Raw genomic sequence first — 20,094 nt, 5'->3', positions numbered from 1 at the left:
ACCTTCCCCGCCACCCGCCGCCTATGAGTAGCGTTCACGCTGTCGCCCTTTCCGATGCCACGTCTCTCAAGGCGGACTACAAGGTGGCCAAGACCCCGCTGCTCGATCGCTTCAAGACTGCGACCAATGTCGACACGCTGATGCACGCGCTCGCGCGCATCACCGACGATGCGCTGCGCGGCGCGTGGGCCGCGTGCGAACTGCCTGCGTCGCTGGCACTGCTGGCCGTCGGCGGGTACGGGCGCGGCGAACTCGCGCCCCACTCCGACATCGACATTCTGGTGCTGCTGCCCGACGAGCCAGTGGCGCATCTCGAAGCGCGCATCGAGCGCTTCATCGGGCTCGCGTGGGATCTGGGGCTGGAACTGGGCAGCAGCGTGCGCACGGTCTCGCAATGCATCGAGGAATCGGCGAACGATGTCACCGTGCAGACTTCGCTGCTCGAAGCGCGGCGCATCGTCGGCAGCACAGCGCTGTTTGAGAGCTTTTCGCTCCGCTACCGCGACGCACTCGACCCGCGCGCGTTCTTTCAGGCAAAAGTCCTGGAAATGCGCCAGCGTCACGCGAAATTCCAGGACTCGCCTTACTCGCTCGAACCGAATGTCAAAGAAAGTCCGGGCGGCCTGCGCGACCTGCAGCTGATTCTGTGGATTACCCAGGCCGCCGGCTTCGGCTGCAGCTGGCGCGAACTGGATGCGCGCGGCCTGATCACGGACCGAGAAGCGCGCGAACTGCGCCGCAACGAAGGCTTCCTGAAGACGCTGCGCGCGCGGTTGCACGTGCTGGCGGGGCGTCGCCAGGACATTCTGGTATTCGACCTGCAGAATCCGCTCGCCGAGAGCTTCGGTTTCAAGGCCACGTCCACGCGCCGGGCCAGCGAGCAGCTGATGCGCCGCTACTACTGGGCCGCCAAAGCCGTCACGCAGCTGTCGACCATTCTGATCCAGAACATCGAAGCGCAGCTTTTTCCTAGCACGAGCGGTATTACTCGCGTTCTGTCCGATCGTTTCGTCGAGAAACAGGGCATGCTGGAAATCGCCAGCGACGACGTTTTCGAGCGCGAGCCGAACGCGATCCTCGAAGCCTTCCTGCTGTACGAAGAGACGCCCGGCGTCAAAGGGCTGTCTGCACGCACGCTGCGCGCGCTCTACAACGCGCGCGACAAGATGGACCACCGCTGGCGGCGAGATCCGGAAAACCGGCGCCTCTTCATGGAAATCCTCAAGCAGCCGCAGGGCATCACGCATGCGATGCGTCTGATGAACCAGACCAGCGTGCTAGGGCGCTATCTGCTGAACTTCCGCCGGATCGTCGGACAGATGCAGCACGATCTGTATCACGTCTATACCGTCGATCAGCACATTCTGATGGTGCTTCGGAACATGCGGCGCTTCGCGGTTGCCGAGCACGCGCACGAATACCCGTTCTGCAGCCAGTTGATCGTGAACTTCGAGCGGCCGTACGTGCTGTACGTGGCCGCGCTGTTCCACGACATCGCGAAGGGTCGCGGCGGTGATCACTCCACCCTCGGCATGGCCGACGCGCGCCGCTTCTGCCGCGAGCACGACATTTCCACCGACGACACGGCGCTAATCGTCTGGCTCGTCCAGCATCACCTGACGATGAGCCAGGTCGCCCAGAAGCAGGACACGAGCGACCCGGAAGTGATCAAGCGGTTCGCCGATCTGGTCGGCACCGAGCGGCGCCTGACGGCGCTGTATCTGCTGACGGTGGCCGACATTCGCGGCACCAGCCCGAAAGTCTGGAACACGTGGAAAGGCAAGCTGCTCGAAGACCTGTACCGTGCGACGCTCGCCGTGCTCGGCGGCGCCCGCCCCGACGCGCATTCGGAACTCAAGCAGCGCCAGGAAGAAGCGCTCGCGCTGCTGCGCCTCGAAACGGTGCCCGAGAACGCGCACCGCGCGCTGTGGGACAAGCTCGACGTCGGCTACTTCCTGCGCCACGACGCTGCCGACATCGCGTGGCAGACGCGCGTGCTGCACCGTCATGTGGAGACGGAGACGCCGATCGTGCGCGCGCGGCCCTCGCCCATCGGTGAGGCGTTGCAGGTGCTCGTCTACGTGAAGGACCGCCCCGATCTGTTCGCGGGCATCTGCGCGTATTTCGACCGCAATTCGCTGTCTGTGCTCGATGCGCGCGTGAGCACCACCCGACACGGTTATGCCCTCGACAACTTTCTCGTTGCGCATACCGAGCGTGACGTCCACTATCGCGACATCGCCAACCTCGTCGAACAGGAACTGGCAGGGCGCCTGAGGGCGGAAGGCACGTTGTTGCCTGAGCCGTCGAAGGGCCGGCTGTCGCGCCTGTCGCGCACGTTCCCCGTGACGCCGCGCGTCGACCTGCGGGCCGACGAGCGTGGCCAGTATTACATCCTGTCCGTGTCGGCCAACGACCGGCCGGGCCTTCTTTATTCGATCGCGCGCGTGCTGGCCGAGCACCGGGTCGGCGTCCATGCGGCGCGGATCAATACACTCGGCGAACGCGTCGAGGACGTGTTCCTACTTGATGGACACGGCCTCTCTGACAACCGACGACAAATCCAGGTCGAAACGGAGCTGCTGCGCGCGATCGCAGTGTGAGATTTCATGCGAGTCAAACTGACAGCCAAGCATCCGCGGCCGAGTTCGTCCGAGCGCACCCCTGTGCGTCCGGGCAGCACGACGGCACGCAAGACGACGCGGCCCGCCGCCCCAGCCAAAGGCGCTGCTTCGACGGGGCCGCGCGGCGGCGCCGGCTCCGCGGGCGCAAGCGCTGCGCGCCGAGGCGCGGCAGCTAGCGGCGAAACACCGAGGCGCGCTGCCGGCAAGCCGGCGGGCGGCCCGGGCGAGCGACGCGGACCGTCGGCGGGTGCGCGTGACGGCGCGTCGCCGCGCTCGGGCGACCGGCCCGCGCGCGCAGCGGGCGCGGGTTCGCGCGAACGTGGCGATCCCGGTTCGTTCGAACGCCGCTCGATGGGTGACCGTCCGGCGCGCAGGGAGGGCGCCGCAGGAAGCGGCGGTTTCCGCCGTGACGCGGGCGACCGGACCGAACGACGCGCGCCGTCGGATCGTCCTTCGCGTGGCGCCGCTTCGGCAGGCGCAAGCGACCGTGCACCGCGCTTTTCCCGCGATGGCGACGAACGGCGCAGTGCACCGCGCTTCTCCCGTGACGGCGACGCAGGCCGTCCACCCCGCGCACCGCGTGACGGCGACGAACGCCGCAGCGCACCGCGCTTCTCCCGTGACGACGATGCACGCCGCGCGCCCCGCGCACCGCGTGACGGCGACGAACGCCGTAGTGCCCCGCGTTTCGGCCGTGACGACGACGCACGCCGAGCACCCCGCGCACCGCGTGACGGCGACGAACGCCGTAGTGCCCCGCGTTTCGGCCGTGACGACGACGCACGCCGAGCACCCCGTGCCCCGCGTGACGGCGACGAACGCCGCAGCGCGCCGCGTTTCTCTCGTGACGACGACGCACGCCGCGCTCCCCGCGCACCGCGTGATGGCGACGAACGCCGTAGTGCGCCGCGTGTCGGCCGTGACGACGATGCGCGCCGGGCTCCCCGCGCCCCGCGTGAGGGCGACGAACGCCGTAGCGCACCGCGTTTCTCCCGTGACGACGACGCACGCCGTGCTCCCCGCGCCCCGCGTGAGGGCGACGAACGCCGTAGCGCACCGCGCGACCGCAGCGAATCGCCCCGCCCGCGTTTCTCCGGCGAGCGCGATGCATCTGCCGAACGACGCCCACGCAGCGAAGGTGCGCCGCGCCGTACTCGCAGCGACGACACGCAAGCCCGCGGCGAACGCACCTACGCGAAGCCCGTGAAAAGCGCGTACGCAAACCGCCCCGACGCCGATGCGTCAGCCAGCGCGACACCGCGCGCACCGAAGGCAAAACGCGACCCGCGCTCGCTCGACGACAGCTTCGACCGCCCGGCCCAATTCGACCGCGCGGCCCCGAAACCGGCGCGCAAGGCTCGCCCGGAGGCCGCCCCGCGACACCGCGACGAAGGCGAATTCAACGACGCCCCCGGCAACCTGCGCCTGTCGAAGCTGATGTCCGAACTCGGCCTGTGCTCGCGCCGCGAAGCGGACGAATGGATCGAGAAAGGCTGGGTGACCGTCGACGGCGTCGTCATCGATACGCTCGGCACGAAGGTGCGCCCCGACGCCAATATCCAGATCGATCCCGCCGCGCAAGCCATGCAGATGAAGCTGGTCACGATCCTCATACACAAGCCGGTTGGCCTGGTATCGGGTCAGGCGGAAGACGGTTACGAGCCGGCCGTGACGCTCGTCAAACCCGAGAACCACTGGGACGGCGACCAGACGGACACGCGCTTCTCGGTCGCGCATCTGCGCCAGCTCGCGCCGGCGGGCCGCCTCGACATCGATTCGACGGGCTTGCTGGTGTTGACGCAGGACGGCCGCGTCGCGAAGCAGTTGATCGGCGGTCATTCGGAAATCGACAAGGAATACCTGGTGCGCGTCGCGTACGGCGACGTCGAAACGGACGTCGAACAACACTTCCCGCCCGAAAGTCTCGAGCAATTGCGCCACGGCCTCGAACTCGACGGCGTGCCGCTCAAGCCCGCACTGGTCGACTGGCAGAACGGCGAGCAACTGCGCTTCGTGCTGCGAGAAGGCAAGAAGCGTCAGATTCGCCGGATGTGCGAACTGGTCGGGCTGGACGTGGTGGGCCTCAAGCGCGTGCGGATGGGTCAGGTCATGCTCGGGGCATTACCGCCCGGACAGTGGCGTTATCTCGGTCCGGACGAGTCGTTCTGAGATCGGACGTCAGTCCATCGACGCTTCTCGACATGAGAAAAGCCCGCTCGCGCGGGCTTTTTCCTTTTCGGCGTCTGAAACTCAATCGTCCGATTTCGGATCGAGGTCGGGAAACAGCACTTCGGTAAAGCCGAACTTGGAGAAATCCGTGATTCGCATCGGATACAGCTTGCCGATCAGGTGATCGCACTCGTGCTGGACGACGCGCGCATGGAAGCCCTCGGCGACGCGATCGATCGGTTTGCCGAACTGATCGAAGCCGTGATAGCGGATCATCGACAGGCGACTCACCGCGCCGCGCAAGCCCGGCACCGACAGGCAGCCTTCCCAGCCCTCCTCCGTATCCAGAGAAACGGGCGTGATGGTCGGATTGATCAGCACCGTTTCCGGCACGGAAGGCGCGTCGGGATAACGCTCGTTATGGCCGAAACCGAAGATGACGACCTGAAGATCGACGCCGATCTGCGGCGCGGCGAGCCCGGCGCCATTGGCGTCATGCATCGTCTCGAACATGTCCCGGACGAGCTCGTGCAGTTCGGGCGTGTCGAAATGATCAACCGGCTTGGCGATGCGCAGCAGGCGCGGATCGCCCATCTTGAGGATTTCGTGAATCATGTTGTCTGCCCCTCCAGGAGCTTACGCATACCATCTTCGTCGAGCACGGGGACGCCGAGTTCCTCGGCCTTTGCGAGCTTACTGCCCGCTTCGGCACCCGCCACCACGTAATCGGTCTTCTTCGACACCGAGCCGGCCACCTTCGCGCCGGCTGCTTCCAGCAACTCCTTCGCTTCGTCGCGGCCCATCGTGGGCAGCGTGCCCGTCAGCACGACCGTCTTGCCCGCCAGCACGCCCTGCGGCGCCTTCGGCGCCGGCGGTCCTTCCGGCCATGTCACCTTGCCGGGCGCGCGCAACTGCTCGATGACCGTGCGGTTGTGCTCCTCGGCAAAGAACTGATGGATCGACTCGGCGACGATGGGACCGACATCGTTCACTTCGAGCAGCTCTTCGACCGACGCATCCATGATCGGCGTGAGCGAGCCGAAGTGCTTGGCCAGATCCTTCGCCGTCGATTCACCGACATGCCGGATGCCGAGCGCGTAGATGAAGCGCGCGAGCGTGGTGTGCTTGGCCTTTTCGAGCGAATCGATGAGGTTCTGCGCGGACTTTTCCGCAAAGCGATCGAGTTCGGCGAGTGTCGCAAAGCCCAGGTTGAAGAGATCGGCTGGCGTGCGCACCAGATTCAGTTCGACCAGTTGATCGATGATCTTTTCGCCCAGGCCGTCGATATCAAGCGCGCGGCGCTGCGCGAAATGCCACAGCGCCTGCTTGCGCTGCGCCGGACAGAACAGGCCGCCCGTGCAGCGCGCGATCGCTTCGTCCGGCAGCCGCTCGATCGCGGAACCGCATACGGGGCATTGCGTCGGCATCACGAACTCGTGCGCGTCGGCCGGACGCCGGTCGAGCAACGCGCCGACCACCTCGGGAATCACGTCGCCTGCGCGTCGCACGATCACGGTGTCGCCGATACGGATGTCCTTGCGACGCACTTCGTCCTCGTTGTGCAGCGTCGCGTTCGTCACCGTTGCGCCGCCAACGAACACGGGCTCGAGCCGCGCGACGGGCGTGATCGCGCCCGTGCGTCCGACCTGCACGTCGATGGCGACGAGCTTCGTCAACGCCTCTTGCGCCGGGAACTTGTGCGCGAGCGCAAAGCGCGGCGCGCGTGAAACGAAGCCCAGCGTGTCCTGCTGATCGCGGCGATTCACCTTGTAGACGACGCCGTCGATGTCATACGGCAGCTTGTCGCGCTTCTCGCCCACCTTCTGGAAGAAGCCGAGCAGCCCTTCGGCGCCCTGCACGACGGCGCGCTCGCTGTTCACGGGCAAGCCCATCTCGTGATACCAGTCGAGCAGTTCGCTGTGCGTGGCCGGCATCTCGATGCCGTCGAGCACGCCGATCCCATACGCGAAGAACGACAGCGGACGCTGTGCGGTGATCTTCGAATCGAGCTGCCGCAAACTGCCCGCCGCCGCATTGCGCGGGTTCGCGAACTCGCGCTGCTCCGCGTCGCGCTGACGCTGGTTCAGCTTGTCGAAATCGCGTTTGAACATCAGCACTTCGCCGCGCACGTCGAGCAGCTTCGGCACGCGCTTGCCCTTGAGCTTCAAAGGTATCGAGCGAATGGTGCGCACGTTCTCCGTCACGTCCTCGCCCGTCGCGCCGTCGCCGCGCGTGGACGCCTGCGTGAACTGGCCGTCCACGTAGCGCAGCGAGATGGCCAGACCGTCGAACTTCAGTTCGCACGCGTAGTCGACGCTCGCCTCGTGCAGTGCGTCCGACACGCGCTTGTCGAAAGCCGCGATGTCTTCATCCGAAAAACCGTTGTTCAGCGACAGCATCGGCAGGTCGTGCACGACGGGCTGAAAGCCGCTCGCCACTTCGCCGCCAACCCGTTGCGTGGGCGAATCCGGCGTGATGAGATCGGGATGCTCGCTTTCGACCTGCTGCAGTTCCTTGAACAGCTTGTCGTATTCCGCGTCGGGCAAGTCCGGCTGGTCGAGCACGTAGTACGCGTGGTTCGCGCGCTCGAGTTCGGCGCGCAGCCACAACGCCCGCTCGGCGGGTGCGCTGGTTGCTGGATCAGGGACGTTGGTTCGGGCCATGCTGTCGGCGTTTCGCGGATGGTAACGGGATGTCAGATTATCTCAGGAAGCGCTTCCTGTCGCATCGGCCGGATGGCCAGTTTCGTGCGCGCGCAAACCCAGGCCGAACGTATTCCTACAAGTCCTGGCCGATCGGCCAGTTCGCGTGCAAACCGTTGACAGCGCGCGGCTCGCAATGCGACCTTGTCGCCTGCCGTCCATCGCGTGCTTCCATCCACATCGGCACGCATCGACTGGGAGAACCTATCGCCATGTCCGCTATCGTCGTCCGTTTCGTCCATTTCGTCCGTTGCCTGCTCGTGCTTCTGGGAGCGCTCGCCCTTTTCAGCGCGCGAGGCGCAATGGCAAGCGAGCAGGTGGTCAGCGTGCCGCTCGCGGAGGGCACGTCGATCTCCTATCTACTCACGCAGCAGGACGGCAGCGCGCCGCGTTGGGTGCTCGTGATGTTCCCAGGCAGCGCGGGCGATCTCGAACTGTCGCAACAGCCCGACGGCACGATCCGCATACGCGAGAAGAACAACTTCCTGATTCGCGCACGCCAGCTATTCGTGGACGCGCAGTTCGCAACGGCAATCGTCGATGCCCCGTCCGATCAACCCGGCGGCTACTCCGACGCGTTCCGCGCGTCGCCGCGCTCCGCGCAGGATCTCGCCCAGGTCGCAGCCAGTCTGCGCAACCGCTTCCCGCAGGCGAAGCTCGTGCTGGTCGGCACCAGCCGCGGCACGATCTCGACGGCGTATGTGGGCCGTGCGTTGCCCGACGTTTGGGACGCCGTCGTGCATACCTCCACGCTCAGCAGTCCCGCGCGCGGCCAGGTCACGCCGTTGATCGGCTTCGACTATGGCGCGATCCACCCGCGCCAGCTATTCGTACAGCACGCCGACGATGGCTGCTTCCTCTGCTCGTACGAAGCGCTAAGACGCATCGCGGAGAGCAGCCAGTACGCGCTGATCACCGTGCATGGCGGCGACGTGCGTGGCAAACCCTGCGAGGCGTTGTCGCACCATGGGTTCTATGGAAGGGACGAGGCGGTGGTCGCCGCGATCAAGGCGTGGATCAGCGGCCAACCGTGGCAGGACGACGTGGGATGAAGCCGTCCGCAGAGTGGGCTGCGCAAGGTAACTACGCGAATCGAGAGACCCAAATGAAAACCGCCTGAAGCGGTGGCACGCGTCAGGCGGTTTGTCCGGTTGTTTGTCCGGTTGTTTGTCCGGCTATGACGAAGTTTCGTCGGGTAACTAGTGTCGTGCGCTTACTGGCTGAACAGTCGCCGCGTCGCCGGCGAGCCAGCCGGAATCCCCGCCTGCTCGAGCTTCGCGTAAAGCGTCATCAACTGCTGCTCGATGGCGAGCAGCGCGCTTTCCGGCAGCGGCCGACGGCCATCGTCGACCACGCGCCCGCCGATGCGCTCCGCCAGCGACTTCGCGTAATCGCACATCAGGCGGAACGGCAGGATGTCTTCATCCGCGACGGGCACGTCGAGCACCAGCGTGATCATCTGGCCGCCCTTGTACGTGAGATCGTCGCGCAGGAAGTTGGTGTCGCCGAACTGCAGCATGAACACGGGGCTTTGCTTCGCGTCGAGCTTGACGAAGCGCGTGCCGTCGCGCGACAGCAGCAGCCCGTCCTGGGACGCGACGGCCTGCACGTAGTTCGCCGACCACGGCGCGCCGTCCGACAGCACGTTGATCGACAGTTGCGCGTCGCATTGCGCCGCAAAGCCGTCGAGTTCCCGGGCCATCGACACCGTTTCCATCATGTCCGGAAACTCGGGCGATGCATCGAGCGCGTCGGCGAATTGCTGGACACCCGTGACGAACTCGGAGAACTCCAGCTCGTTGAGCGGGCCGCTGCGGTTCGCGAGCTGCGCAGCCGCGCGCAGGTCTTCGTAGCGCATGCCGTTTTGCAGCAGTTCCCACGCGCCGCCGCCTTCCGGCTTGCCTTCGATATGCACCGGCTTGCTGCCCGCACGGCGCAGACGCTGCGCGAGCGGCAGCACCTTGTCGCCCGTCACGGATGACGAAAGCCTGATCGGCACGATGCAGTCGATGCGCCGATCGACGATGGCCGGCGGCGCCGACGAAATCGTCGTGGCAGCGGGCAAAATCGGCTCGTTCCGCTCGTCGTCGGCATGCACCTCGGCACCCGGCTGCGCGGCCTCTTCATCTTCGGGGAAACCGTTCGGCGACGTGTTCTCAGCCTGGATATCCGCTGGCGTGTCGAGCGGCGCGACGCCGCCGAAAGTCGGCTCGACGCGCGCGGCTTCCGCCGGGTCGCCCGCAGTGGATTCGCGGCGCGTCGTCGGGCGCGCCGGCTCGATGAACGGGCTTTGCTCCATCTGGTCGTCCCGGACGAGCGGGTCCGCCGCATCGGCGGGCATCGGCCGCGGCATCCTGCGGCGCACCTTCGCGCCCTGCCACGCGTTGTAGACCACCACTCCCCCGACCACCACGGCGCCCGCGCCAATCAATCCGAGTGTCAACTCGTCCATGCACGCTCCCCATCTGCAATTCTTATCGTCGTTGCGCGCAGCGCCTGGTTCGCGCGGCTGGCGGTGACACCGGGAGTGACACGCACCGCCGCTGCGGGCGCAGACGCGCAGCGAATTCAATTCTGTTTCAGCAACACCCGCGCACAACCGAAGCGACGCGCGGGTGGACGTTTAAACGATATTCTGGACAAATCCCGCAGCCGTTTCCATGTCGACGGCCACGATCCGCGAGACGCCCTGCTCCTGCATCGTCACCCCGATCAGTTGCTGCGCCATTTCCATCGCGATCTTGTTGTGGGAAATGAACAGGAACTGCGTCTTCTCCGACATCGCGCGCACGAGGTTCGCGAAACGTTCAGTGTTCGCGTCGTCGAGCGGCGCGTCCACTTCGTCCAGCAGGCAGAACGGCGCCGGATTCAGCTGGAACATCGCAAACACGAGGGCCGTCGCCGTCAGCGCCTTTTCGCCGCCCGACAGCAGGTGAATCGTCGAGTTCTTCTTGCCCGGCGGCTGCGCCATCACCTGCACGCCTGCGTCGAGAATCTCGTCGCCCGTCATGATGAGCTTCGCCTGGCCGCCGCCAAAGAGACGCGGGAACAGCTCGCCGAAATGACGGTTCACCTCGTCGAACGTGCCTTGCAGCAGCGTGCGCGTTTCCTGGTCGATCTTGCGGATCGCGTCTTCGAGCGTTTCGATTGCGTTGTTCAGGTCGGCCGATTGCGCGTCGAGGAAAGTCTTGCGTTCCGACGCCGCCTTCAGCTCGTCGAGCGCGGCCATGTTGACGGGGCCGAGCGCGGTGACCGCGTTGTTGATGCGCGTCACTTCGCCCTGCAGATACGACGGCTTCATGTCCGACGTGAGCTTCGCCTGCAGGTCGGCTTCGTCGACACCCGCCGCCGTCAGCTGCTCGATGAACTGCTCGGCGTTCAGGCGTGCGGCCTGTTCCTTCAACTGCAATTCGGTGATGCGGTCGCGCAGCGGTTGCAACGAGCGTTCAGTGGTCAGCCGCAGTTCGTCCAAAGCACGCAGCTTCGCGGTCAGATCGTCGAGTTCCAGACGCGCGGCGTGCAGCGACTCTTCCTTCGCGCGGCGGATTTCAAGCGCGTCGTGCAAGCCCGTGTGCGCGGTCTGCTCGTTGATCGTTTCGAGTTCGGCGCGCGCGTCTTCGAGCGAACCGGCGACGCGCTCGCTCTGCTCATGCGCGACCTGGATGCTGCGCTTCAGCTCGTCGATACGGTTCGCCGAGTTGCGCGCGGCAAAGCGTGCATCGGTGGCGGCGCGGTCGAGATCGCGCGCCTGGTTGCGCGCGTTGCCCAGTTCTTCATCGAGCGATTCGAACGCAAGCTGGTTGTCTTCGAAACGCGCCTGCAATTCGGCGAGTTCGCCGTCGTGGCGCTCGAAGTTCGCTTCCGACTCCGTGCGCAACGCGCGCTGCTCGTCGATCTGCGCGGTGATCTCTTCGAGTTCCTCGCTGATCTGCGTGCTGCGCTGCGTGTAGCGCTCGTGCGCCTGGGTGAGCTTGAGCACGTCCATCTGCAGCGCGTGCACGCGCTGGGTCGCGCGCTCGGCCTGCTGGCGCACTTCCGTCAACGCATTCGATGCCTGCGTATGCGCAGCCTCAGCGCGAATCGCGGCCGCCTTCGCCTCTTCGGCGAGCAGCGCCTGCGCGCGCACCTGGCGCGTCAGGTTTTCGATTTCCTGCTGACGCGCGAGCATGCCCGCCTGCTCGGAATCGGCCGCGTACAGTTGCACACCGACGCGCGTCACCACGTGCCCGGCCTTCACGACAAACGCGCCGCCTTCCGGCAGTTGCGCGCGCATCGACAGCGCCTGGGGCAGATCGTCGGCGATGAACGTGTTGCCGAGCCAATCGTTGAGCACCGCGCGGATGCCGGCGTCGTCGATGCGCACCAGCGACACCAACGGCCGCAGCGACGGCGGCGCAGCCACCGGCTGACCAGCCGCGGGCGGCGCGTAGAACGCGAGCTTGGCGGGTGGCGCGTCGCTGACGAAGTGTTTCACCCAGTCGAGATTCGACACTTCGACCGCGGCAAGACGCTCGCGCAGCACGGATTCGAGCGCGGTTTCCCAACCGGCTTCGACATGCAGCTTCTTCCACAGACGCGGCAGCGCGCCCAGCTCGTGCTTGTCGAGCCACGGCTGGACCTTGCCTTCCGTCTGCACGTTTTCCTGCAACTGGCGCAGTGCGGCCAGACGTGCTTCGAGCTGATGGATCTGGGCGCTTTCCGCCTGCACGCGTTCCTGCGCGGCGCGGCGCTCGCCGTCCAGACGCGGCAGCGTGTCCTGCGCATCGGCGAGACGCGCTTGCGCTTCGCTCAAAATCTCTTCGTGCTCGGCAAGCTGCATGCGCAACTCTTCAAGCTGCGCCTCGTCGGGCGCGTCCAGCCCGCCCGCTTCCGTCTTCAGACGTTCCTGACGCTGCTGCAACTGCTGCAACTGCTGGTCGGCGTTGCGCTGGTGCGCGGCTTCGAGCTTGAGCGCCTGCTCAGTCTGCGCGATACCGGCGCGCTCCTCGTTCAGTTGCGACTGCGCATCGCGCCAGCGCGCTTCGAGCGCAGGCATCGCGTCGTGCTTCGCGGCCGCCGTCTCTTCGGCGATCACCGCCTTTTCTTCGCCTTCTCCGAGCTGGATTTCGGCGTCTTCGAGATCGTCCTGGGCCTTTTGCGCCTGCGCGAGCCACTGCTCGCGCTGCGCCGTCAGCGCGGCGATCTGCGCCTGTACGCGGTTGCGCGATTCGACGATGAACTTGATTTCGGCTTCGAGGCGGCTCACCTCGGCGTTCGCTTCGTACAGCGCGCCTTGTGCGCCCTGCATCGCGTCGCTGGCCGAATAGTGCGCGACACGCAGCGTTTCGAGTTGCGCTTCGACTTCGCGCAGCTTCGCCGTGTGCGCTTCGAGGTCGATCTGTGCCTGTTCGATCGCGCGCTTCTGCTTGTCCTGCTCGGTGCCCGCCTCGTTCTTGCGCAACAGCCACAACAGGCGCTGCTTTTCTTCGCCTTCGGCCTGCAGTTGCTTGTACTTCGTCGCGACGACGGCCTGCGCTTCGAGCTTTTCCAGATTCGCCGTCAACTCGCGGACGATATCCTCGACGCGCGTCAGATTCTCGCGCGTGTCATGCAGACGGTTCTCGGTTTCGCGGCGGCGTTCCTTGTACTTCGACACGCCCGCAGCTTCTTCGAGGAACACGCGCAGTTCTTCGGGCTTCGCCTCGATGATCCGCGAGATCATGCCCTGCCCGATGATCGCGTACGCACGCGGGCCGAGGCCCGTGCCGAGGAAGATGTCCTGGATGTCGCGGCGGCGCGCGGGGAGATTGTTGATGTAGTAGCTCGACGTGCCGTCGCGCGTCAGCACGCGCTTGACGGCGATTTCGGCATACTGGCCCCACTGGCCGGCGGCACGGCCGTCGGCGTTGTCGAACACGAGTTCGACGCTGGCGCGGCTACCCGGCTTGCGCGCCGTCGAGCCGTTGAAGATCACGTCCTGCATCGACTCGCCGCGCAGCTCCGAGGCGCGCGATTCGCCGAGCACCCAGCGCACGGCATCGATGATGTTGGACTTGCCGCAACCGTTGGGACCGACCACGCCGACGAGCTGGCCCGGAACCTGGAAATGCGTGGGATCGACGAATGACTTGAAGCCAGCGAGTTTGATCGAGGTCAGACGCACGGCGATTTCGCTGTTTGAGAAATAATTTATGGAAACGGAACGCGCGGGTTCATCTGCGAACCGCCATCGGGTTCACACCCCGACTGACGGCACGACGGAGCGCGAGCCCGCTGCGATTCCGGCGCCGCGGTGCGCCCTACGCTGCACCGCCGGCCAATGAGGGGCAATCATACCATCGCGCGTGGGCGATTCTTACCGTTGCCATCGGCGTTTCCATCCTTGCCGGCGTCCGCCTTCTCTGCAGGCTTCACCCGATGCACCCAGCTCGACAGCGCCGAGGCCAGCACGATGCACGCGCCGCCCGCCCATTCGCGCGGACCGGGCACTTCGCCCGCGAACAGCCACGCCGTGAGCGCCGTGATGACGATCTCGAACAGCATGATGATAGACGCCCGGTTGGCCGGCACGCGCGCGAGCCCGTATTGCACGAGCATGTTGTTGGTGGCCAGCACGAAGCCGATGGCGAGCACGAGGAACACGGCCATGCCCATATGCGCGCCCGTCGGCGGCGCGGGCATCGATTCGAAGAAAGATGCGCAACCGCCGAAAATCGCCGCGCCGCCGAAGATCACAGCCGTGCGCATCTCCGCCTTCATGCCGGGCAGCACGCGGCTCGTCTTGAGGATCAGCACGTTGCTCATCGCGAAGGACATGCCCGCCGCGAGCCCGGCCCATTCGGCGAGACTGCCGGGCACAGGAATGCCGAGCTGCGGCGACCACAGCATCATCATCGCACCCGCCAGCGACAGCGCCGCGAGCCCCGCGCCCGCCCACGTCAGCCGCTCGTGCAGGATGAAATGCGCGAACAGCGCAGTCCACGCGGGCGTCAGATAGAACAGCAGCAGCACGCGCATCACCTGGCCGTGGATCGCGCCCCACACGAAGCCAAGATTGGTGATGCCCGCGAACAGCGCGAGCGCGGGCAGCAGCCAATGCCAGCGGACCGTCCTGATCGCGCTGCGCCGTACGAGCAGCACGAACAGGCACCCCGCGCCGCTCGTCAGCGCGCTCGCGGCCGTACCTGTCACGTCAAGGGCGTGGAGCATGCGCAGCGGATACCAGACCATGCCCCATACCGACGCGCCCAGCATGATCGCGAGCGTCGGCCAGGCGTTGCCCAAGGTGTTGCGAAGCGGGAGATTCATCGCGCGATGCTCCCGCCGATGTCCAGCGTGTATTGCATGACTGCCTTGCCTTGCGTGTTGCCCTTGTTGCCCTTGTTGCCCTGTGTATTGCCGGCGACGGCGGCGCGTGATCGCTGCCAGCCGTTGCCGCTGAATTCTTTACCGTTGCATCCGGTGACTGCCCGCATTGTGTCTCCACTTTCTTCTTTGTGCCGGACGCATCGACTTTAGCGCGCCCAGCGCGTTCCCGGCGCCGCAAAGCCTTGTCCAGATGGACGATGCGCCGTGCCGCGGCCCGCCGACAGGCTATAATCGATCGCTCGTCGCCGGTGCCGCGCAAGCGCTTCGATGTCATTGCATCGGAGGCTTGCGCATCCTGTCCGCCGCGCGCCGCTTTCGCTGTGTCAGCCTGTGTCAGTCCGACAATCCGTCCTGCAACACGCCGAACCTACGCCGAACCGCCAAGTGAATCCGCTACTCGACTCCCTTCAGTCTTATCCCTTCGAAAAGCTGCGCCTGCTTTTCAAGGACGCCACGCCGCCCGCCGGTCTTGCGCACATCAGCTTCGGGATCGGCGAGCCGAAACATCCGACGCCCGAGCTGATCAAGAAAGCCGTGATCGATTCGCTCGGCGGTCTCGCGGCCTATCCGCTCACGCTCGGCACGCCGGCGCTGCGCGAAGCGATCGCGAAGTGGGTCACGCGGCGCTACAACCTGCCGCCCGTCGACCCCGCGACCCAGGTGCTACCCGTGTCCGGCTCGCGCGAAGCGCTGTTCGCGCTGGCGCAGACGGTGATCGACCCGAAGAAAAACGCCAGGGGCGAACCTGCGATCGTACTCTGTCCGAACCCGTTCTATCAAATCTACGAAGGCGCGGCGCTGCTGGCGGGCGCGCAGCCGTACTTCGCCAATAGCGACCCGAAACGCAACTTCGCGTGCGACTACTCGGCCATTCCCGACGACGTCTGGGCGCGCACGCAGCTGCTCTACGTCTGCTCGCCGGGCAACCCGACGGGCGCCGTGCTGACGCTCGACGACTGGCGCGAACTGTTCGAGCTGTCGGACCGTCACGGCTTCGTGATCGCGTCGGACGAATGCTACTCGGAGATCTATTTCGACGAGGCGCGTCCGCCGCTCGGCGCGCTGGAAGCGGCGCACAAGCTCGGCCGGGGTTTCGAGCGGCTCGTGATGCTGTCGAGCCTGTCCAAGCGCTCGAACGTGCCGGGCATGCGCTCGGGCTTCGTCGCGGGCGACGCGGCCATTCTCAAGCAGTTCCTGCTATACCGGACTTATCACGGCGCCGCCTTGTCGACGGTCTTTCAAACTGCGAGCATTGCTGCGTGGAGCGACGAGGCACACGTGCGCGAAAACCGCGCGATGTACGTACAGAAGTTTTCGACCGTCACGCCGATGCTCGCCGACGTGCTCGACGTCAAGCTGCCCGACGCCGCGTTCTACCTGTGGGCAAACGTCGCGCGCACGGGCCTGTCGGACGACGAGTTCGCCCGCCGCCTGTACGCCGACTATAATGTGACGGTTCTGCCCGGCTCGTTTCTCGCGCGCACCGCGCACGACACGAACCCCGGCCGCGATTTCGTCCGCCTCGCGCTGGTCGCGGGCGTCGACGAATGCACGGAGGGCGCGCGGCGCATCGTCGAGTTCTGCCGCTCGCTGAAAAGCTAGATCCGGCATTCTCACACGTCGCAGGGAGCGCCGCCGCTGCGCTCCACCCTCACCCGCTTTCCGATTTCAACCTTCTCGAAAGAGCACCACGAACATGTCGCAACAACTTCAGCAGATCATCGATACCGCCTGGGACAACCGCGCCGAACTGTCGCCGAAGGCCGCGCCCGCCGACGTGCGCGAAGCCGTCGCGCATGCCATCGAGCAGCTCGATAAAGGCGCGCTGCGCGTCGCCGAAAAGAAGGATGGCGACTGGGTCGTCAACCAGTGGCTGAAGAAGGCCGTGCTGCTGTCGTTCCGCCTCGAAGACAACGCGCCGATGCCGGCCGGCGGTTACTCGCAGTTCTACGACAAGGTGCCGTCGAAGTTCGCCAACTACACGGCTGAAGACTTCGCCGCAGGCGGCTTCCGCGTCGTGCCGCCCGCCATCGCGCGCCGCGGCTCGTACATCGCGAAGAACGTCGTGCTGATGCCGTCGTACACGAACATCGGCGCCTACGTCGACGAAGGCACGATGGTCGACACGTGGGCCACCGTCGGCTCCTGCGCGCAGATCGGCAAGAACGTGCACCTGTCGGGCGGAGTGGGCATCGGCGGCGTGCTGGAGCCGCTGCAGGCCAACCCCGTCATCATCGAAGACAACTGCTTCATCGGCGCGCGTTCGGAAGTCGTGGAAGGCGTGATCGTCGAAGAGAACTCGGTCATTTCGATGGGCGTGTACCTCGGCCAGAGCACCAAGATCTATGACCGCGAAACGGGCGAAGTCACGTATGGCCGCATTCCGGCGGGCTCGGTGGTGGTCGCGGGCAACCTGCCGTCCAAGGACGGCTCGCACAGCCTCTATTGCGCCGTGATCGTCAAGAAGGTCGACGCGAAGACGCGCGCGAAGGTCGGCCTGAACGAACTGCTGCGAGGCGACTGATGGCGCGCGGCGCAGCGAAGACGACCGTCTACGGCATTCCGAATTGCGACACCGTGAAGAAGGCCCGCGTGTGGCTCGAAGAACATGGCGTCGACTTCGAGTTTCATGACTTCAAGAAGGCGGGCGTCACTGCGCCGCTCGTGAAGGGCTGGCTGAAGGACGTGCCGCTCGACACGCTGCTGAACCGCCGCGGCACGACATGGCGCGGCCTCGCCGACGACGTGAAGGCCTCGGCCGAAAGCGAAGCGGGCGCGATCGCGCTGATGATCGAGAAGCCTTCCGTCATCAAGCGGCCCGTCGTTGTGGTCGATGGGCGCGTGAAGACGCTGGGCTTTTCCGCCGACAACTACGCGTCGCTGTTCGCCTGAGCTTTCTGCGCTTCGGCGCACGCATGCAAAAGCTGTTGCCGGCCCGTTCGGGCCGGCATTTTTTCACCCTGGATTCAAGCGTGGCTGTTGGCCACGCGTCTCATCTGCTGGTTGGAAGGAACTGAATCGATGTCCGGCACCCTTGCCCTTACCGAAGCCCTGATCGGCCGCGCGTCCGTCACGCCAGACGATCAGAACTGCCAGCGCCTGCTGATCGAGCGCCTGTCCGCGATCGGCTTCGAATGCGAAACGATCGAATCGAACGGCGTGACGAACCTGTGGGCCGTCAAGCGCGGCACCGCGGGCCAGGACGGCAAGCTGCTCGCGTTCGCGGGCCATACCGACGTCGTGCCGACGGGCCCGCTCGATCAATGGACCTCCGCGCCGTTCGAGCCGACGCATCGCGACGGCAAGCTGTACGGACGCGGCGCCGCCGACATGAAAGCGTCGATTGCAGGCTTCGTGGTGGCGAGCGAAGAGTTCGTCGCCGCACATCCGCAGCATCGCGGTTCGCTGGCATTCCTCATCACGAGCGACGAAGAAGGCCCGGCAACGGACGGCACCGTGAAGGTCATCGAAGCATTGCAAGCGCGCGGCGAGCGTCTCGACTATTGCGTCGTGGGCGAGCCGACGTCGAGCGCGCAGTTCGGCGACATGGTGAAGAACGGTCGACGCGGCTCGATGTCGGGCAAGCTGACCGTCAAGGGCGTGCAAGGGCACATCGCGTATCCGCATCTCGCGAAGAACCCGGTGCATCTGCTCGCGCCCGCGCTGACCGAACTGGTCGCCGAGCACTGGGACGCAGGCAACGAATATTTCCCGCCCACCACCTGGCAGGTGTCGAACCTGCACAGCGGCACGGGCGCGACCAACATCATTCCGGGCCACGCGGAAGTGATGTTCAACTTCCGCTTTTCGACGGCGAGCACGGTGGAAGAACTGCAAAGCCGCGTCCACCAGATTCTCGACAAGCATGGCCTCGAGTACGACCTGAAGTGGACCGTGAGCGGCCTGCCCTTTCTGACGCCGCGCGGCGAGTTGTCGAATGCGCTGGAAAGCGCGATCCACGCCGAAACGGGCCTCACGACGGAACTGTCCACCACGGGCGGCACGTCCGATGGCCGGTTCATCGCGCGCATCTGCAAGCAGGTGATCGAATTCGGCCCGTTGAATGCGAGCATCCACAAGATCGACGAACATGTCGAAGTTGCACATATCGAGCCGCTCAAGAACGTCTATCGACGCGTGCTCGAACAACTGATCGCCTGACGGAGGGCCCAGACCATGACTCATCCGTTTTCCACGGTTCGCGATGTGCTGCGCCATGCGGTGTCGCAGTTCAACCAGGCCGACCTGGCGTTCGGCCACGGCTCGTCGAACGCTTATGACGAAGCCGCGTATCTCGTGCTGCATACGCTGCATCTGCCCATCGATCTGCTGGAGCCGTTTCTCGATGCGCGCCTCACGTCCGAAGAAATCGACGCGGTGCTGAAAGTGATCGAACGGCGCGCGAAGGATCGCGTGCCCGCCGCCTACATCACGCAGGAAGCGTGGATGCACGGTTATCGCTTCCATGTCGACGAGCGCGTGATCGTGCCGCGTTCGTTCATCGGCGAACTTCTGCAGGACGGCTTGCAGCCGTATGTCGAGGACCCCGAACAGGTTGGCGCGGTGCTCGAACTGTGCACGGGCTCCGGGTGTCTCGCGATTCTCGCGGCGCACGCCTTCCCGAATGCCGACATCGACGCCGTTGACCTGTCGCCCTCCGCGCTCGAAGTCGCGGCGCGCAATGTCCACGACTACCAGCTCGACGAACGCGTGGCGCTTTTCGAAGGCGATCTGTACGCGCCGCTGCCTGAGCGCCGCTACGACGTGATCATCACGAATCCGCCGTACGTGAACGCAGAATCGATGAAGGCGCTGCCCGCCGAATACAAACACGAGCCGGAAATGGCGCTCGCGGGCGGCGCGGACGGCATGGATATCGTGCGTCGCATCATCGCCGATGCACGCAACTGGCTGACCGACGAAGGCGTGCTGGTCATCGAGATCGGCAACGAGCGCGCGCATGTCGAAGCGGCGTTCGGCGGCCTCGACCTCGTGTGGATGTCGACCAGCGCCGGCGATGACAACGTGTTCCTGATCCAGGCAAGCGATCTTCCCGGCAATTGAGGCCGTCAGGCGCTCGCAAGCGCCTGATCGTCGCACACCACGACGCACGCCGCCCGCCTGGGCGCCGTGCGTCGTGTGCTTTTGGGCTCGCACATTCGATGTGCATAAGCATCGATTTGCGTAAAAAGCCCTTCACGCATTGACGACGGGCTGACCGCGACGCCAGCGCTTTCGGTAATATGAGCGCG

At 65.6% G+C, this 20,094-nt stretch carries 15 protein-coding genes; 9 read left to right on the top strand and 6 right to left on the bottom strand.

What is annotated here, in order from left to right; genetic code table 11:
* Positions 1–23 precede the first annotated feature (23 nt).
* The 3 genes from C2L64_RS06580 (at position 24) to C2L64_RS56050 (ending at position 4,793) form a co-directional block, all read left to right on the top strand.
* Positions 24–2,603, top strand: a complete 2,580-nt coding sequence (locus tag C2L64_RS06580) for a [protein-PII] uridylyltransferase (RefSeq protein WP_090835827.1) — start codon at positions 24–26, stop codon at positions 2,601–2,603.
* A gap of 508 nt (positions 2,604–3,111) precedes the next feature.
* Entirely contained in the window at positions 3,112–3,831 is a 720-nt protein-coding gene (locus tag C2L64_RS56055) for a hypothetical protein (protein WP_143055699.1), read from the top strand.
* Positions 3,828–4,793: a pseudouridine synthase gene (locus C2L64_RS56050; protein WP_090835829.1), complete on the top strand. Its 966-nt coding sequence runs from the start codon at positions 3,828–3,830 to the stop codon at positions 4,791–4,793. Before C2L64_RS56055 ends, C2L64_RS56050 begins: the two co-directional genes overlap by 4 nt.
* Before the next feature lie 81 nt (positions 4,794–4,874).
* On the opposite strand, the gene def is transcribed toward C2L64_RS56050, so the two are convergent.
* Together def and ligA are read right to left on the bottom strand one after the other, a co-directional pair.
* On the bottom strand, positions 4,875–5,408 hold the full coding sequence (def, locus tag C2L64_RS06565) for a peptide deformylase (RefSeq protein WP_007580570.1): 534 nt from the start codon (positions 5,406–5,408) through the stop codon (positions 4,875–4,877).
* On the bottom strand, positions 5,405–7,456 hold the full coding sequence (gene ligA, locus C2L64_RS06560) for an NAD-dependent DNA ligase LigA (RefSeq protein WP_090835830.1): 2,052 nt from the start codon (positions 7,454–7,456) through the stop codon (positions 5,405–5,407). Before ligA ends, def begins: the two co-directional genes overlap by 4 nt.
* Before the next feature lie 251 nt (positions 7,457–7,707).
* Between ligA and C2L64_RS06555 the strand changes: the two genes are divergently transcribed.
* The gene (locus C2L64_RS06555) at positions 7,708–8,547 is read left to right on the top strand and encodes an alpha/beta fold hydrolase (RefSeq protein WP_090835879.1); all 840 of its coding nucleotides are present in this window, start codon (positions 7,708–7,710) and stop codon (positions 8,545–8,547) included.
* A gap of 161 nt (positions 8,548–8,708) precedes the next feature.
* On the opposite strand, the gene C2L64_RS06550 is transcribed toward C2L64_RS06555, so the two are convergent.
* From C2L64_RS06550 to C2L64_RS53080, 4 genes are all read right to left on the bottom strand, one after another.
* On the bottom strand, positions 8,709–9,947 hold the full coding sequence (locus C2L64_RS06550; RefSeq protein WP_090835831.1) for a cell division protein ZipA C-terminal FtsZ-binding domain-containing protein: 1,239 nt from the start codon (positions 9,945–9,947) through the stop codon (positions 8,709–8,711).
* 171 nt (positions 9,948–10,118) lie between these two features.
* The gene (gene smc / locus C2L64_RS06545; RefSeq protein WP_090835832.1) at positions 10,119–13,637 is read right to left on the bottom strand and encodes a chromosome segregation protein SMC; all 3,519 of its coding nucleotides are present in this window, start codon (positions 13,635–13,637) and stop codon (positions 10,119–10,121) included.
* Positions 13,638–13,804: 167 nt separating this feature from the next.
* Entirely contained in the window at positions 13,805–14,782 is a 978-nt protein-coding gene (locus C2L64_RS06540) for a DMT family transporter (RefSeq protein WP_090835833.1), read from the bottom strand.
* The gene (locus C2L64_RS53080) at positions 14,779–14,949 is read right to left on the bottom strand and encodes a hypothetical protein (RefSeq protein ID WP_158660489.1); all 171 of its coding nucleotides are present in this window, start codon (positions 14,947–14,949) and stop codon (positions 14,779–14,781) included. Before C2L64_RS53080 ends, C2L64_RS06540 begins: the two co-directional genes overlap by 4 nt.
* 277 nt (positions 14,950–15,226) lie before the next feature.
* Between C2L64_RS53080 and dapC the strand changes: the two genes are divergently transcribed.
* From dapC to prmB, 5 genes are all read left to right on the top strand, one after another.
* The gene (gene dapC / locus C2L64_RS06535) at positions 15,227–16,444 is read left to right on the top strand and encodes a succinyldiaminopimelate transaminase (protein ID WP_090835880.1); all 1,218 of its coding nucleotides are present in this window, start codon (positions 15,227–15,229) and stop codon (positions 16,442–16,444) included.
* Positions 16,445–16,538: 94 nt separating this feature from the next.
* Positions 16,539–17,366 (top strand): 2,3,4,5-tetrahydropyridine-2,6-dicarboxylate N-succinyltransferase, encoded by an 828-nt coding sequence (gene dapD / locus C2L64_RS06530; RefSeq protein WP_007580558.1) that lies wholly within the window; start codon positions 16,539–16,541, stop codon positions 17,364–17,366.
* Entirely contained in the window at positions 17,366–17,734 is a 369-nt protein-coding gene (locus C2L64_RS06525; protein WP_090835834.1) for an ArsC family reductase, read from the top strand. The genes dapD and C2L64_RS06525 overlap by 1 nt, the downstream gene beginning before the upstream one ends.
* A gap of 129 nt (positions 17,735–17,863) precedes the next feature.
* Positions 17,864–19,003: a succinyl-diaminopimelate desuccinylase gene (dapE, locus tag C2L64_RS06520; RefSeq protein WP_090835881.1), complete on the top strand. Its 1,140-nt coding sequence runs from the start codon at positions 17,864–17,866 to the stop codon at positions 19,001–19,003.
* Between the two features lie 15 nt (positions 19,004–19,018).
* Positions 19,019–19,906, top strand: a complete 888-nt coding sequence (gene prmB / locus C2L64_RS06515) for a 50S ribosomal protein L3 N(5)-glutamine methyltransferase (RefSeq protein ID WP_007580553.1) — start codon at positions 19,019–19,021, stop codon at positions 19,904–19,906.
* The last annotated feature ends 188 nt before the right edge of the window (positions 19,907–20,094 follow it).

Origin of the sequence: Paraburkholderia hospita, assembly GCF_002902965.1 — a bacterium.
Lineage (GTDB): Bacteria > Pseudomonadota > Gammaproteobacteria > Burkholderiales > Burkholderiaceae > Paraburkholderia > Paraburkholderia hospita.
This window is presented reverse-complemented; position numbering and strand designations above follow the sequence as displayed.

Excerpts from the sequence above, each read along its gene's own strand:
- C2L64_RS53080 (WP_158660489.1), bottom strand. The coding sequence starts at position 14,949 with ATGCGGGCAGTCACCGGATGCAACGGTAAAGAATTCAGCGGCAACGGC.
- prmB (WP_007580553.1), top strand. The coding sequence starts at position 19,019 with ATGACTCATCCGTTTTCCACGGTTCGCGATGTGCTGCGCCATGCGGTG.
- C2L64_RS06555 (WP_090835879.1), top strand. The coding sequence starts at position 7,708 with ATGTCCGCTATCGTCGTCCGTTTCGTCCATTTCGTCCGTTGCCTGCTC.
- C2L64_RS06580 (WP_090835827.1), top strand. The coding sequence starts at position 24 with ATGAGTAGCGTTCACGCTGTCGCCCTTTCCGATGCCACGTCTCTCAAG.
- C2L64_RS06525 (WP_090835834.1), top strand. The coding sequence starts at position 17,366 with ATGGCGCGCGGCGCAGCGAAGACGACCGTCTACGGCATTCCGAATTGC.
- ligA (WP_090835830.1), bottom strand. The coding sequence starts at position 7,456 with ATGGCCCGAACCAACGTCCCTGATCCAGCAACCAGCGCACCCGCCGAG.
- dapD (WP_007580558.1), top strand. The coding sequence starts at position 16,539 with ATGTCGCAACAACTTCAGCAGATCATCGATACCGCCTGGGACAACCGC.
- dapE (WP_090835881.1), top strand. The coding sequence starts at position 17,864 with ATGTCCGGCACCCTTGCCCTTACCGAAGCCCTGATCGGCCGCGCGTCC.
- def (WP_007580570.1), bottom strand. The coding sequence starts at position 5,408 with ATGATTCACGAAATCCTCAAGATGGGCGATCCGCGCCTGCTGCGCATC.
- C2L64_RS06540 (WP_090835833.1), bottom strand. The coding sequence starts at position 14,782 with ATGAATCTCCCGCTTCGCAACACCTTGGGCAACGCCTGGCCGACGCTC.
- C2L64_RS06550 (WP_090835831.1), bottom strand. The coding sequence starts at position 9,947 with ATGGACGAGTTGACACTCGGATTGATTGGCGCGGGCGCCGTGGTGGTC.